Annotated in this window: 20 protein-coding genes and 1 other RNA gene; 6 read left to right on the top strand and 15 right to left on the bottom strand. The window is 35.4% G+C overall.

The annotated features are described in order from the left end of the window. Positions 1-33 precede the first annotated feature (33 nt). Positions 34-398, top strand: a transfer-messenger RNA (tmRNA) gene (gene ssrA / locus G7Y65_RS07625). Positions 399-1,156: 758 nt separating this feature from the next. Here ssrA and G7Y65_RS07620 read toward each other — a convergent pair. From G7Y65_RS07620 to G7Y65_RS07600, 5 genes are all read right to left on the bottom strand, one after another. Beyond that, positions 1,157-1,345: an LvrA C-terminal domain-related protein gene (locus G7Y65_RS07620; RefSeq protein ID WP_503827300.1), complete on the bottom strand. Its 189-nt coding sequence runs from the start codon at positions 1,343-1,345 to the stop codon at positions 1,157-1,159. 226 nt (positions 1,346-1,571) lie between these two features. Beyond that, on the bottom strand, positions 1,572-1,967 hold the full coding sequence (locus G7Y65_RS07615) for a DUF722 domain-containing protein (protein WP_042493671.1): 396 nt from the start codon (positions 1,965-1,967) through the stop codon (positions 1,572-1,574). A gap of 2 nt (positions 1,968-1,969) precedes the next feature. Next, positions 1,970-2,284: a hypothetical protein gene (locus G7Y65_RS07610; protein ID WP_155982517.1), complete on the bottom strand. Its 315-nt coding sequence runs from the start codon at positions 2,282-2,284 to the stop codon at positions 1,970-1,972. A gap of 194 nt (positions 2,285-2,478) precedes the next feature. Beyond that, positions 2,479-2,961: a TspO/MBR family protein gene (locus G7Y65_RS07605; RefSeq protein ID WP_042493669.1), complete on the bottom strand. Its 483-nt coding sequence runs from the start codon at positions 2,959-2,961 to the stop codon at positions 2,479-2,481. Positions 2,962-3,698: 737 nt separating this feature from the next. Next, entirely contained in the window at positions 3,699-3,839 is a 141-nt protein-coding gene (locus G7Y65_RS07600; RefSeq protein ID WP_155982516.1) for a hypothetical protein, read from the bottom strand. A 62-nt stretch (positions 3,840-3,901) separates the two neighbouring features. On the opposite strand from G7Y65_RS07600, the gene G7Y65_RS07595 reads away from it, so the two are divergent. Continuing rightward, positions 3,902-4,111 carry a hypothetical protein gene (locus G7Y65_RS07595; RefSeq protein ID WP_042493667.1) on the top strand — a complete coding sequence of 70 codons (210 nt, stop codon included), beginning with the start codon at positions 3,902-3,904 and terminating at the stop codon, positions 4,109-4,111. 117 nt (positions 4,112-4,228) lie between these two features. On the opposite strand, the gene G7Y65_RS07590 is transcribed toward G7Y65_RS07595, so the two are convergent. From G7Y65_RS07590 to G7Y65_RS07555, 8 genes are all read right to left on the bottom strand, one after another. Then, positions 4,229-4,471, bottom strand: coding sequence for a GlsB/YeaQ/YmgE family stress response membrane protein (locus G7Y65_RS07590; protein WP_042493665.1), 243 nt, complete (start codon positions 4,469-4,471; stop codon positions 4,229-4,231). 130 nt (positions 4,472-4,601) lie between these two features. Beyond that, on the bottom strand, positions 4,602-4,883 hold the full coding sequence (locus G7Y65_RS07585; protein ID WP_165314775.1) for a hypothetical protein: 282 nt from the start codon (positions 4,881-4,883) through the stop codon (positions 4,602-4,604). 315 nt (positions 4,884-5,198) lie between these two features. Further along, positions 5,199-6,773, bottom strand: coding sequence for a DUF5906 domain-containing protein (locus G7Y65_RS07580; RefSeq protein ID WP_165314774.1), 1,575 nt, complete (start codon positions 6,771-6,773; stop codon positions 5,199-5,201). Next, complete coding sequence (locus tag G7Y65_RS07575) at positions 6,770-7,672, bottom strand: hypothetical protein (RefSeq protein ID WP_165314773.1); 903 nt, start codon at positions 7,670-7,672, stop codon at positions 6,770-6,772. Before G7Y65_RS07575 ends, G7Y65_RS07580 begins: the two co-directional genes overlap by 4 nt. A gap of 459 nt (positions 7,673-8,131) precedes the next feature. Then, positions 8,132-8,395: a hypothetical protein gene (locus G7Y65_RS07570; protein ID WP_141926534.1), complete on the bottom strand. Its 264-nt coding sequence runs from the start codon at positions 8,393-8,395 to the stop codon at positions 8,132-8,134. A 341-nt stretch (positions 8,396-8,736) separates the two neighbouring features. After that, positions 8,737-9,018 (bottom strand): hypothetical protein, encoded by a 282-nt coding sequence (locus tag G7Y65_RS07565; RefSeq protein ID WP_165314772.1) that lies wholly within the window; start codon positions 9,016-9,018, stop codon positions 8,737-8,739. A 6-nt stretch (positions 9,019-9,024) separates the two neighbouring features. Next, positions 9,025-9,345: a Rha family transcriptional regulator gene (locus G7Y65_RS07560; RefSeq protein ID WP_042493775.1), complete on the bottom strand. Its 321-nt coding sequence runs from the start codon at positions 9,343-9,345 to the stop codon at positions 9,025-9,027. An 85-nt stretch (positions 9,346-9,430) separates the two neighbouring features. Next, positions 9,431-9,631 (bottom strand): hypothetical protein, encoded by a 201-nt coding sequence (locus G7Y65_RS07555; RefSeq protein ID WP_042493658.1) that lies wholly within the window; start codon positions 9,629-9,631, stop codon positions 9,431-9,433. A gap of 133 nt (positions 9,632-9,764) precedes the next feature. Here G7Y65_RS07555 and G7Y65_RS07550 point away from each other — a divergent pair, with 133 nt between their 5' ends. Genes G7Y65_RS07550 through G7Y65_RS07545 form a run of 3 tightly spaced genes read left to right on the top strand, consistent with a single transcriptional unit; the run spans position 9,765 to position 11,034 of the window. Further along, entirely contained in the window at positions 9,765-10,442 is a 678-nt protein-coding gene (locus G7Y65_RS07550) for a helix-turn-helix domain-containing protein (protein WP_165314771.1), read from the top strand. 40 nt (positions 10,443-10,482) lie between these two features. After that, positions 10,483-10,611 (top strand): hypothetical protein, encoded by a 129-nt coding sequence (locus G7Y65_RS09470; protein WP_269317155.1) that lies wholly within the window; start codon positions 10,483-10,485, stop codon positions 10,609-10,611. 48 nt (positions 10,612-10,659) lie between these two features. After that, positions 10,660-11,034 carry a DUF1304 domain-containing protein gene (locus tag G7Y65_RS07545; protein ID WP_042493656.1) on the top strand — a complete coding sequence of 125 codons (375 nt, stop codon included), beginning with the start codon at positions 10,660-10,662 and terminating at the stop codon, positions 11,032-11,034. Positions 11,035-11,082: 48 nt separating this feature from the next. Here G7Y65_RS07545 and G7Y65_RS09465 read toward each other — a convergent pair whose 3' ends face one another. Then, entirely contained in the window at positions 11,083-11,205 is a 123-nt protein-coding gene (locus tag G7Y65_RS09465; protein WP_269317153.1) for a hypothetical protein, read from the bottom strand. 47 nt (positions 11,206-11,252) lie between these two features. Between G7Y65_RS09465 and G7Y65_RS07540 the strand changes: the two genes are divergently transcribed. Beyond that, positions 11,253-12,404: a site-specific integrase gene (locus G7Y65_RS07540; RefSeq protein ID WP_081839321.1), complete on the top strand. Its 1,152-nt coding sequence runs from the start codon at positions 11,253-11,255 to the stop codon at positions 12,402-12,404. Between the two features lie 608 nt (positions 12,405-13,012). Here the strand turns inward: G7Y65_RS07540 and epsC are convergent. Next, positions 13,013-13,516 carry a serine O-acetyltransferase EpsC gene (epsC, locus tag G7Y65_RS07535; protein WP_141926528.1) on the bottom strand — a complete coding sequence of 168 codons (504 nt, stop codon included), beginning with the start codon at positions 13,514-13,516 and terminating at the stop codon, positions 13,013-13,015. Positions 13,517-13,693: the final 177 nt, after the last annotated feature.

The following is a 13,693-nucleotide window of genomic DNA, read 5'->3' as shown; positions in this document are numbered from 1 at the left end:
CAACTAAATATTTGCTATAATTAATTGTTTAACGGGGTCGTTACGGAATCGACTGGCATTGTTTGGGCCGGTACTGCGTTTAGGGGTTGTGGCCCTATAATCCACTCAGTAGAATTAACTGCAAAAAATTCAAACAATAATTACGCATTAGCTGCCTAAAAACCAGCTAGCGTTGCTTATAGTTGTATTAGTTGTGTGCTACTATAAGTCTAAAAATGAACAACCTGCGCTAAATTCTCTCCGTCTGGGGCAATTTAGAAGAGGATAATCAGACTAACTAATTCGATCGCTTAGCAAAACAGCGTGCGATTAGCGAATTTTAAATTGTTTTGCTATGAACGTAGATGTATCGGTTGCAAGATGTTAGGACAGGGGTTCAACTCCCCTCGGCTCCATAGTGAGGTGCTATAAACACCTACATATCAACGTTTTCGTTGATATAACAAGGTTTGATACACATTTAATTACACAGCTGAAAGTTATGTAATTCCGTGAAATATCGTTGAAATTATGCTTAATGTGTATTTTGATGTGTATTTCTGACAAGCAAATAATACGGGACTATCCACCGTGCAAATGTGTCGCTGTTCACTTGCTGAACGGCGTTTTATTTTGCGCTTTTTTCGGGGATGTCGATTAAATCTACACCCATCACATTCGCAATTCGTTGCGAAAATATAAGGGGTCTGCGTTTTACAGTTACCTTAATTTGGCGGATGCTTGTAAGTGACTGGCATAGTGCTGTTTACTTATTAACCGCTGACAGGGCGTATTTTCGACTACTACCTTAAACTCATTATGAAAACTGTTCATTCTCCACTTGTGGGGAAAATACTTAGGTTTTATTAGGTTGTTCCGCCAATTATGGCGGAAACATTTAAACAGTTGTCCTAAATTAGGCAACAACAATTTATTCAACATGTTGTATAAAATTTAAGCTCGTTTCTAACATTATTAGACTAATTCCCCAAAGGACTCTAAAACGGCTTACAAACTATTATGTTTCTTCTCAGGGTCTTCGTAAAATTGCGCTAACCTAAATTGGACAACCCCCATTTATTCAACATGTTGTTTAAAATACCAGCTATTTTCTAACGCTATTCGACTAATTCCCCAAAAGGACGCTAAAACGGCTTACAAGCCATTATATGGCTTCTCATGCTATTGATGATTTTGTTGCTCGATAGGCAGTAATTAGTATTTTCTTTTTCAAACCAACGATACCGTTTTGAATATCCTTATTAGTGGCACCGGCTTTAATTGCTTTTTGGTAAGCTTTAAATGCTAAGTCTTTACCTTTTTTATTCGGGTACAATTTCCAAAGTTTTTCAAAGTCAGACTCCAGTGCATTAGTATATTCAATTGATCTATTAATTGATCTATTATACGTGACACTGATGTCACCAGGGTGGTGTCAGACATGTCACTAGGTGGTGTCACTGATGTCACTACCGACACACTGCGCTTTGTAACCATTTTTTGCTCATTTCGATACATTTTTATGGTTACAAGCCCCAAACTTTTTAAGTGTTGTTATCGACTTTCCACAATGTGATATAACTTATCTACCATTACACTGCCTCCAGTGGCGACTTAATCAACGCTTTGAATTCATTGCGTCTCTCCCTTGCTGAACGTTCATCTATATGTACAATCATAGAAACAGCTAACCAGCTTTTCTTACGACCATAACGTTCTTGAATAATCTTTTGGACAGTTTCCGTTTGCGTGTCGAACATCATACCAATCACTTCTTTTATGTACGTTAAGCGCATTAACATATAATCATCATCTAGTTTCTGCATTGTTATTTCCGCCCCACGGACGATATTATTTTGCATCCGACCACCTCCAATGTTTTCATCATCATTGCTATGATAACTAAGTTCTAGCTTGCGCATTTTAATATCAACATCCAAGTTACCTGTAAAGTAATCGCTCAGCATCTTATCAATTTTATCAGCCATGACTAGTTCTCTAATTCTTTCTGTACGTCAGCAATTAAACGACTCTTATACGTTACCAATAGATACTTTTTGATACCCAATGCATCACTAATTTGTTGCCATGGCATGTTGTCTTTTTCGTGCATTATTACAGCCTTTAGTATGGTTGGCCCTAGCTTATTTAGTGCAAAGTCTACTGCTTCCTTTGCTGATTCAAACATACGTAAGCAATCGGTAGGCCTATCAGGAAAGTATTTAAGTTCAGATTTTGAAAGTTCTATAGATGCATCCAACCACCCATTAAAATATTCTTTAATAACTTTTTGTGCTAATTTCATACGTCCGCCCCTTACCTCATATAAAAATATTTCTTTTAATATTATACAACGTATAGCATTAAGAAACACGCTAATCATTACTTCCTTTTAATATTGATTCATCAAATGTTCCTTAATTTTAAGCGCACTAAAAAAACCATAAGTAAAATTACTCGTGGTTTAAAGTTACCTATTATGTAATTACACGTTTGCCTCTATTTGTTTAAAAAATAAACACTGATAGATAAATAAGATGCAAATATTATCCAAACCAAATAAGGGATTAGTATCCACTTTATTTTCCGATGATCATTAACCAATATTAATATAACTGATATATCCATTACAAAAATCATTAGTGATGCCAGTCCATAATTAGAATATCCAAAAAACACCGTTGTCCATATTAGATTTAAAAACAATTGAAAATACGTTAATACAGATAATTTAATTTTATCGTACTTTAGATAACTCAAATTTGCTATATAGATTCCAATAAAAATATAAAGAATCGTCCAAACTGGACCAAAGACCCAACCCGGTGGCGATAAAATTGGTAAGGTGATTGTCTTGTATATACTGCTTATACCTATTCCATTTATCCACTGCACGCTAAGCGCCGATAGACCACCCAACAATATTATGACAATGGAAACAGCTATTGCTTTTATTATAGTATTTGTACTTTCATATTTCATAAATTAAACTCCGTTTCAATAATGCTTCTTTTTCATTTTAAAGTACTTCAAACAAATTATTTATACGGCAATTGCATAGTAGAAAGTTCACGTCCTATGTTGAACTTAGCCCGTTAAAATATATTTTCTGCATCGCCACATGTGGCGACGTTTTCCTACTATTTCTCATAAGATACATTTATATAACGTCTTTTTTTTTAGTAAATGGTTGGTTCACAACCGTAAACGTTTTCACACTTGTAAAATCAATACCACTTTATAATAAGTTCTCTTGTATGTTAAAGGTTTAGACTTTTTGGACGTACTTGGAGGTACATCCGTTAAAGGTGGAAATGGTGCGCTTTATGTTCTCACTGCGGAAAATTCCGCCATGAAAATAGTTAAGTTATCGTTGTTGAAATTTCGATAGTGAACGTAAGTAAGGTTTAGTTAATTCTGCCAAAAGTGGCAGAAAGGTCACGCCCTAACCCGTTTGCCTTTTACAAGTACGATTGCTCATAACTTATATGAAAAAGCTCATAGAGTGCGTTTCTCAACGCTTCAAATCTAAGTATATCATCTAACCACCATTTTTTATGATATTTGAAAAATATTTATAAATGCAGTCTGTGTGAAAGGTGGCAACTCTTGATATTCGGTTATCTCTACTCGCTCAGGGGCGGGGGTATTTTTAAAATTTCGTAAAATATTTTTTCACTTCGACAAAACTTTTATCCACCACTCACGCTTTGCATGCTTTAAAACATTTTCATCAAGTTTTCTTTCAACTGACCTCTGGTAACTATCTCAGCTAATTCATCACCGCCATAAACATATGTATACTTTCCACGGTTAATATCGTTACTCTTAATCATCTTGTCCATTAAGTTTTTATTCATGTTGTACTCCTTTGTATAATTTATCCATGCTATACTTTTGATAACTAATTTGGAGGCAGGTTATGTTTGAAATTATTATTAATATATTAGAAGTTGTTATGTTCATTTCCGCTATTGGTACTTTTATTGTTTTAAAGCCATTATTTAAAACATTTACAAAGTCTCAAAAAGTATGGACAATTATTTTCGTTGTATCAACGGTTATCCTATTCTTTATGACAAATATTCCTGATTTTATTAAAGGTTTTACAGATGGCATTAACGATAAATAATTAGTAACTTACACCATCATTAAAGATGGTGTTTTTTTATAATTTCATCTCATTACCCCTTTTCAGTGCAAAATAAAAAGGTAACAATCTAATGACTGCTACCTATAATGAATATTATTAACCCTTTTTCATTCCAAAGATTGCTGAAATAATAAGTACTAATACAACTGCTCCAATGATAGACGGAATAATTGCCATTCCTGCTAGGCTCGGTCCCCAATGTCCTAATACAGCTTGTCCAATAGCTGAACCAACTAAACCAGCAAGTATATTAGAAATCCAACCCATGGCTTCACCACGGTTTGTAATAGCTCCTGCGATCGCTCCAATAATAGCTCCTACGATTATAGACCAAATCATAATTAGTTCCTCCTAAGGATAAAATATTAACTACACTAGTAGTATAACACCTTTACTGTCTATTTAGTTATACAAGTATCTGCCAACAAAAAAAGACTACCTAAGATTTAGATAGTCTTTCCTATATTATTTATGCTTTCATCTTGATTAGTTCGTACAACATAATATTCATCTCTAAGACATCTGTTAAATCAGAACCGCTGTACTCATCCAAATGTTCATTCATTTCAAATGATTTCTGCTTAGCTAGTTCTAATAACCTATCCACATAATTCAATGTGGCGTGTAGTAACTCATACAAGGTATCTTTTAGTACTGGATCCGTGATTCTGTCCAATTGTTTGCCTACTGTGTCCGTCCACCTGTCGAAATGCTCAAGTGTTGCATCTTCACTATATTGTTCGTATCTCATCTATTTTGTCTCCTGTATTCTGACCATGTTTTTTATAGGGAGTAATTACTCCTCTTGTATTTTTAATAAACCATCTACAAATGCCCATTTAATAACATTCCGTTTTTCTTACTCCATTACTCCCTTTTTTTTGAGTTCAGGTGCGACGCATGTAACGTGTCATCTGCTATATAACCTATACAATTACAAACTTAATATTTAGGGAGTAAAAGGAGTGAAACACTTAAAAACATTGTTAAGTTAGGCTTTTTAGCATTTTTTATGTGGAGTAAACTAGGGGTAAATTACTCCCGTTTTGAAGCTATTACTTCTTTTTTAAGAAAATTTATTGATGCCATACCCCTTTAGTCTGTTCTTTTTATTGCTGTCAAAATCGTTCACGCATTCTCGGTCTTCTTCAATACCTTTACTTGAGTAACTTGTAATGGCTATCCCTTTACTCAATAAAGCATTTCTAAACTGTGTAAATGAAATAATATCCATATCGCCAAACCCTTGTTCAATCATGAATGGTCGGAATTGGTCGTACACATATTTAACTGTCGCACCATTTGTACCAGTGATTTCAACTAAACACTCATCAATGAATTGGCTAATATAATCATCACTCTTCAGCCAATCGGCAATTCTAGCTTTCGTGCTAGGTAATAAACTAAGTTGCTTATTCAACATGGCCTGTTTAGCAAACTTGATGGCATAACCAATATATTCAGGTAATGCCCGCTTTAATTTATCTTTATCAAACTTTTCTAAAAATGCCGTGCGTTTGTCATCGGGCATTGTGTCTATCGATTGTGCATCAGCCGACAATAACACCAATCGCCGTTGGTATTCTTTACTATCCTCAAACACTGGTAAGCGGTAATTAACTGATATAAGAAACTTTGCTCTCGGTGTATAAGTGAACGTGTCCTTTCCTTTAGGGTTCGCCGTAATTGGATCTCCTGATGATATTTTTTTAATCAACGTCATACCGTCATTGTTAATTTGTGCATCGCTTTCAGTCAGAATGTTAGCATAAGATGTTGATAGCTGATTTACAAAACGGTCGCTATCTTTACCAGATAGTTGGGAAAATGCAATTGAGCTACCAAAATCGCCAAATGACTCTAATAAAGTTTTTAACAGCGTACTCTTACCATTACCGCCAACTCCCTGCATGAAGACAATGGCATTGATGTCACTGGCATCCTTGAAAAACATATAACCAAACCATTCGGACAATATCTTTTCCTCATCCCCTAATAGGTGACGTGCATACTCTTTAATCAGCCCGCCATCATTATTTTTAAAGACCACGTCAGTCGGCAACATAGTGGTTAGATAGTCTTTTTTATCAAATGGTTTCATTTCAAATGTGGTTAAATTAAGCGTGCCATTCTTAAAATTAACTAATTCTTGATTATCGAATTTAACGGCTTTAGGTTCTAGCATGTAAGCATACATATATGCGTAAATTTTACTCAAATCGCCATTGCTAACCTTTTCATAAATCAGCCAATCACTAAGCTCAAATATCACTTCATTTTTAACGGCTTGTGTTATTTGACTGGCTTTGGTATAAGACTGCCAATATTTCCCTGTGTAGTGATAGCCTAGTGGGTTCTTATCCGTAACAATCACATGAATTCGTTCAGAAATGCGCTTTAGAAACTTTTCAGAGTCAATTAGATGATGTAATTTGCCTTTGTAGAAACTATGCCCCAACCATTTCGGGCTAACGTCCTTAAGCTCATCAAGCAATTGTGCTGTATCTGCCTCATCTTCTTGTAAACGCTGTTCAATTCCCTTACGCCTTTCCCAATAAATAACTTGCGCTGGCTTACCTTGATTAATTTGATTATTATCTGAAATTTCTTTCAATTCTTCTTCGTTAAACAACTCGTTCAATACGTCCACCCCCTGAACCATGACTTGATTTTGATTTTTAATTCTTGTTCACTAATTGGTACACTACCTTTACTATTAACGGATGCCACTGTATTAACGGTAGCTCGCTTATCGCCGTGCGTTTCTCGGTACGTCCAGCCACCTACTGCCGTCAGCATATTATCCCAACCACCAAATTCTTGATAGCTTTGTTCTGGATCTAACAGGCACGCAATGATTGCCGTATTTTTTCTTGCCCACCTTGGTACGTTGCCATTAGTGGCAATGTTCTCCCTTGGTTCATGCGCCTTTTTCAATTGATACTCGCCTGCGTTTTTATCGTATATGGAAACAAACTTATCGACTGGCAACCCTGCGCCGTCAGTTGTGATTATCGGCTCATTTAAAGCATTCTGTGACGTCTTCACGTATAAGCCTTGTAATTGTTTAAAACTGTTATTAATCGCTGTTATATCGCCTTTAACGTGCAATTGATGCGTGATAACTAACCAAATCTTTTTGTATGCTTCTAACTCTACCGCCTTATCCAATTCGATACCAACACGCAACCTAGCACCGTCTTTGATGCCGTTACTTATGGTTGGATAGATAACGAAATTAATTCCCAACGCGGTAAATAAATTGGCTAGTCGATTGCTTAATGTTTGATAATCACTTTCATCATCAATATCAATAAACAACACGCTACGATTAAGCACGTCATCACGCCTCTGCCGTCCATTTACAGCCCCATATAAGGCGTATGTCACGCTACTTGACTTATACTCTGCTAATTGTTCATCAGTCATGTTTAGCGCCTCTTGTGGAGTCTTTGTGGCTTTCACAAGGTGGTCAAAATCTGGCAAATCATCTAATTGTGTATATTGCTTGTTCAGTAAACCGTTAGTTAGATAAATCATTTCGCAACTCCTACATCAATAAAATACCGATAGCGATTGTTATCCCTTGTTGTTTCACTTAACTTATTAATTGCCATTTGCGCTATTTTGTTCTTATACATGTTTCGCCACCACGTTATCAATAAATTGTAATAACTCTTCTTCCGATATTGATGATGATGCGATTATTAATTTTCTACTCACTACATATATGGCTTTTGAATCAAGAATTTCTTTAGTAAAATGCGCTGAAACACCTAGCTCGTGCATTTCCTTTAATTTAGCCAATAATTTAAATCTGTTGCTCATTCCGCTTTGATTGTTCATAATGTAAATAAACCTTTCTTTGAGAGAGAGTTGTTAATTGATTTCATATATTATCGGGTCGCCAAACTTTCAAATATATGATTTTAGAAACTATCAGTTACAATTTTTTGTAGCTGTTTTTTTATGCTGTAATTTTCATTTCATCCCCCATGCTTAAGTTAAACTCTTCATAGCCTGATCTAATTCATCTCGATTGTATCGTTCTAGACGTGCTAGTCCATGCGAATCAAGTGAATGTACTGGGATAACCTTGTCATCAACCAACTTTTGGAACGCCTGCTTGCCCAAATTTACATAGACTTGTGCTTGTTGCTTGTTCATCCATTGACGCCCGTTGTCTTTGGTTTCTAACCTATCAGCAATTAGTTGTACTGCACCCACTAATGCGGGATAATCTGTTAAAATAGTATTAGTCATAAAGGTTCACTCCTTTTTTCTTGAGAATATTGCTACAATTTGTTAAGCCATTGTGAGTTAATACCTGATTAGGTTGCTGACAATGGCTTTTCTTTTGGTTTCGGTGTGGTAGTCCCGATTGTTATTTTTTTGATACTAACCAAAAGATTTACCAAACAGTTTAGTGACGTGTTCAGGTCGCACCCTAGATTAAATCTAGGTCGTTATCTTCAATGTAATAACCGTACTTCTTCGTAATAAGGTGGTCGGCTATGCGGTCAATCACAAATAGTATTGCTAATGTGATACTGATTTCTATAAAGAATGCTGTAACTGTACCCATTTTTGTCATCCCCTTTCATTTAAATTGAGATAGCTTGTTTAATCGCTTTATACGTCTGACCAATCATGATTAAACTGGCGATTGCTTGCTTCACTCGCTCAAACTCATCAAGTTGTTCATTGGTTAGCGCCTCTTGTGCATTTGCAACGTGGTACATATTTCTTAGCTTCTTTGGTGTCAAACCTGTAACAGCCATATATGCCAACGTGTGATAATTTGAATAGGCGTATTGATTATCAGGCAAATACTCATGGATCACTTGCCCTAAATCTTTGTTAATTTGCTTATTGCGTTCTAGCAAAACCCGTTAATTAGCCACCTCTTCACGCAACTCATAGAATGCTTTAACAAGATTAACTTTAAATTCAGTAACTACTGGTGTGTTATCTAGCATTGTCATTAGTAAAGTTGCTTGTGGCTCATTCAAATGCCATTCTTTTTTAGGTCGTCCACGCCCGTTTAATTTACGCATCTCAAATGCCATATTCCCAAACTCTTTAAGTTCATTCATATGATTATTAATTAATTGCATAACCGCATGTCTTGATGTCTTTGTGTGTGTTGTAAGTACGCTCACTGTTGTATATGGTTCACTCTTCATATCGTGTACAAATACTAAATTCTTCATGTTATAATTAACCTCCGTTACATGTCGTGTGATCTGTAATTAGATTTTTGCCCTACCATTTAGCCATGGTGGGGCTTTTTTGTGTTTACAAATCTTCTAGCAAATAGTTATTAACTGCTGTGAATGTCTTACTATGAACAGCAAACGGCGCTTTTTTGTCTAACACGTCCTTAATTGTTGGTCGTGATAAATTTAGATTAGTTGCCAATTGGGAACGCGTCAGGCGATTAATTGCCTGTTTTTTAATTAGTGCGGTTTGTTGTTGCTCTGTTATCATTGATTGCATTGTTTTCTGCCTCCTTTAATATCTTTTCGTTTTGGGGTTCCATGTCTTGCATTATAAACTTTTCATTTTGGGGGGTTATGATATAATTATTTGTAATATTAATAAGAATTTTAACCAAACAGGAGGTAACAAAATGACTAACCGTCTTAAGGAAGTCAGATTAGAAAAAAAGCTAACCCAAAAAGAAGTTAGCCTACAAACAGGTATTCCTGTTAATACTTATTCAAACTATGAACGTGGAGACCGTGAGCCCAAACTTGCTATGTGGCAAAAACTAGCCGATTACTTTGATGTTGATATTGGTTATTTGCAAGGTGTAACAGATTATGAGAACGCTAACGACTTGATTAATAAGATTGCTTCAATAGAAAACAATGAAGAAAAAATTGAATTCATAAAACATCTAAGTTTAAACGATAAGAAACTTATCGCTTATGCTAATGATCAGGAAATAAGCGATTCTGATACGTTAGAAATGATAATAAAAATTATGCTTTCCGATACCTTAAAATATTCGAAACAGTTTTCAAATATACCAGAGGTTATAGATAAAAATCTTTACTCTCGAACATTAACTAAACTTGCTCAACGTGATGATGATATTGATGAAGATGAAAAATATAATATTACTTACAAAAATGAGTTTGAACTTGTTTACTATCTGAATTTAGTGCAAGACAATTTATCGACTCTAAAGCGTGACAAAGTTACTGCTGCTATATCAGCTTTGAAGGATGTTTTAAATGACGATTCAACAACGGTCAGTGCAGAATTGAGTGCATATTTGAAGAAGGTGCGTGACTATTACTAAAATCTCACGGCCTAAATCTCGGCTATGAAAGGATAATCTTATGTATTGGACAGGTTTATCTAAGACTAATGCAAAGCGCTTGTCTCAATCGGATATAACGCCACTCTCGCAAATGAATATACAACCATTGTCAGAAACTAATAAAACAGGCTTACAGGCTTTAAAATAGCCTTTACGTGCAAAACTGAACCACGTTAAAAGCTGAAAGGATCTATAAATGAATTTATTAATTATCGCTTTAAGTACCCTTGTGGCTTTGGAATTCTTTTTTATTATGTATTTGGAAACATTTTCTACTAAGTCATCTCGTACCGCTAAAACATTTAGCTTGTCAAAAGAAGACCTAGAAAGTGAAAAAGTAAACACCTTGCTTAAAAATCAAGGTATCTATAACGGTCTTATCGGTATTGCCATACTATATCTATTGATTTTCACGCAAAATTACAACGGTACTTTGTTAGCCATTATGTTTTACATTATTTTGGTTGCTCTATATGGTGCTTTTTCATCAGGAAATAAAGCAATCTTCTTCAAACAAGGTTCATTAGCTGTTATTGTAGCCGTACTATTACTAATTCAAATGGTTATGTAAGTTAGTTAAGCCGTTGACACTTGTGTCAATCTGGTATAACGCCACGTTTTAATTCGTCCCCACTTGTGGGGATGCCCATAGTAAAATAGCACGGTCCAAATCTGGTCCACCAATTAAATAATTTTCGTGGCGCAAATCTGCGCTATGAATTTGATACTCAAAATAAACCATACATATACGCTCGATGTGGTAGTCCCGTATAGAAAGTGTTTAATTTTATGAGTATTAAAAAGCAAAAAAACAGAACATATAACGTGCGTGTTTCTTATAGTGATAATGATGGTAAACGCCGTGAGAAAAATAAAAAGGGCTTCACATCCCTAACCCTTGCGAAAAAGTGGGAACGTAAAACCCTCGATGAGATTGATGAAATTTTAGCTAATCATAAACAGCAACAAGAAAAAATGTTACTAGTTGATGCCTATGAGATGTGGTTAGCCACTTATAAACCTAAAGTAGCTGATACAACGTTTAATAAAACAAATCGTTTCATGATTAACCATGTATTAACCACTGATTGGTTTAAGGATAGCTATGTGGATGAGATTACCCCTACAATTTTACAGCAATTTGTAAATAAATTAAGTACTGTTGTGCATGATTACAATAAAAACCTTATGCCATTTAAACGGACACTTGAACAATGTGTTGTTATGGATCTAATTGAAATAAGTCCATTCGATAAGATTATTAAACCAAAAGCAAAACCATCCCCTATTTTTACGGATAGACTAGATTTTTATACTGTTGAACAACTTAACCAGTTCATGAGTAGTGCAAAACAGTTATATGGTACTGACGATAATAGGTATAGAATTTATACTCTATTTCGTATGTTGGCTTTTACTGGTATGCGACGCGGCGAATTATTAGCCCTTGAATGGTCGGATGTTGATTACAAAAATAAGTTGATTCATATCACTAAAAACCTCGTCACTAGTGCGGGCGTAAAAGATGTTATCCACCCACCTAAGACTAAAGCAGGTAAACGTGATGTTAAAGTCGATAGTAATACGCTGGCAATTCTCCGCCACTGGCAAGCCATACAAGCTAAATTAACGCTTGCTAACGGTTTACAGTCAACTGGTATAGTATTTACTAATGACGACTTAAAAGGCTATCAGAACGTCAATAAACTGCGTTTGTGGTTGATTAGAATAGCTGAACAGGCTGGACTACCTAGAATAAAAGTTCATGGTTTCCGCCATACTTATGCCACCTTAGCAATTCAAGCGGGGATGAATATCAAGCAACTACAATATCAGCTCGGCCATGATGATGTACAAACAACATTGTCAGTTTATAGTGGACTGACTGAAAGTGATAAGGCAAAAACAGCGGATGTATTTACGTCACTGGTAAACTTTTAAACTAATGTGTATTTTAATGTGTAATTATTAAAGTTAAATGCCTTTATATCAACGTTTCAAGGGTGTTAATCAACTCCCCTCGGCTCCATTTTATAGGCACTATAAACGTTGATATAAAGGTATTTGTGTTGATGTTAGTGCCAAATTAGTGGCAAATTTATTTTAAGTTTTTTTATTTTAAGGCCTGTTAAGCACGTTACTTAACAGGTCTTTTATTTACTGCTAAAATTTAATTGGTATTACATGTTTTGGCTACGTTACCTGAAATAAATGTACAAAAAATTCCCACCAGTCGTGATTGACGAGTGGGAATGAACTCGAGCTTAAATACGATATAACTACACTTACTTCCATTATAATAATTAGATAGTGAATCCGAGTTAGCTGCTATGAAGCTACGGCAAGTACCAATGTAAAAATAGTTTCTAACCTTCTTCTTACTACTTAGTACACGAGCGGTTACACTATTGTTTATCTTTGGTTTGTCCGTGAAAAGTTTAAAATGTATTGCCCAATTTAAAATCAGCGTTTTTTTCCAAGTTATCTCCTCATATCACTATCATGAAATATTTCATTTTACTTAAAAAGCTAATTGAAATAACCTTCTTCTACTTTTTCTCAACAATTCTGGCTGGATTACCAACTGCTGTTGTTTTATCAGGAACGTCAACTAAGACAACAGATCCAGCTCCAATTTTACTGAAAGCGCCCACGCTGATATGACCTAATATCTGAGCGTTAGCGCCAATAAAAGCCCCCTGTTTAATGTGAGGATGCCGTGCATCCGTAATTGATTTTCTAGCACCAAGCGTAACACCATGTAAAATGGTAACGTCATCTTCAATAATTGCGGTTGCTCCAATAACAACCCCAACCCCATGATCAATAAACAACCGCTTACCAATTCTAGCTTGGGGTGAAATGGTTATTCCTGTGGTATGGGTCGCATGCTGACTGAGTAAATTGGCTATTATAAAGAATCGCCTTAATACTAAAAAGTGCGCGATTCGATACCAAAATAAAGCCCTAATCCCTGGATAAGTCATCACTACTTCTAAAAGACTGTGAGCTGCAGGATCACGATTTAAAATTGAACGCGCTGTTTGAAACATGATTCTCCCTTTTCCTAAGAATTAATTCTATTTTCTAAGCTAACCAGTAGGTTCCTTTTTCCTTTTACGCTAACTAATATCTGCTTCTTTTGCTTTTTAATTTCCGTTTTAGCATCAGCATTCATTTTTTCAAAAGCGCCCCAAATTTGGACACCTAAACGAGCATAACTGTCTTAA

This window comes from Weissella sagaensis, assembly GCF_010306265.1.
In the GTDB taxonomy this organism is placed as follows: domain Bacteria; phylum Bacillota; class Bacilli; order Lactobacillales; family Lactobacillaceae; genus Weissella; species Weissella sagaensis.
The sequence above is the reverse complement of the archived record's forward strand: the minus strand, read 5'-3'. Positions and strand labels throughout refer to the sequence as shown.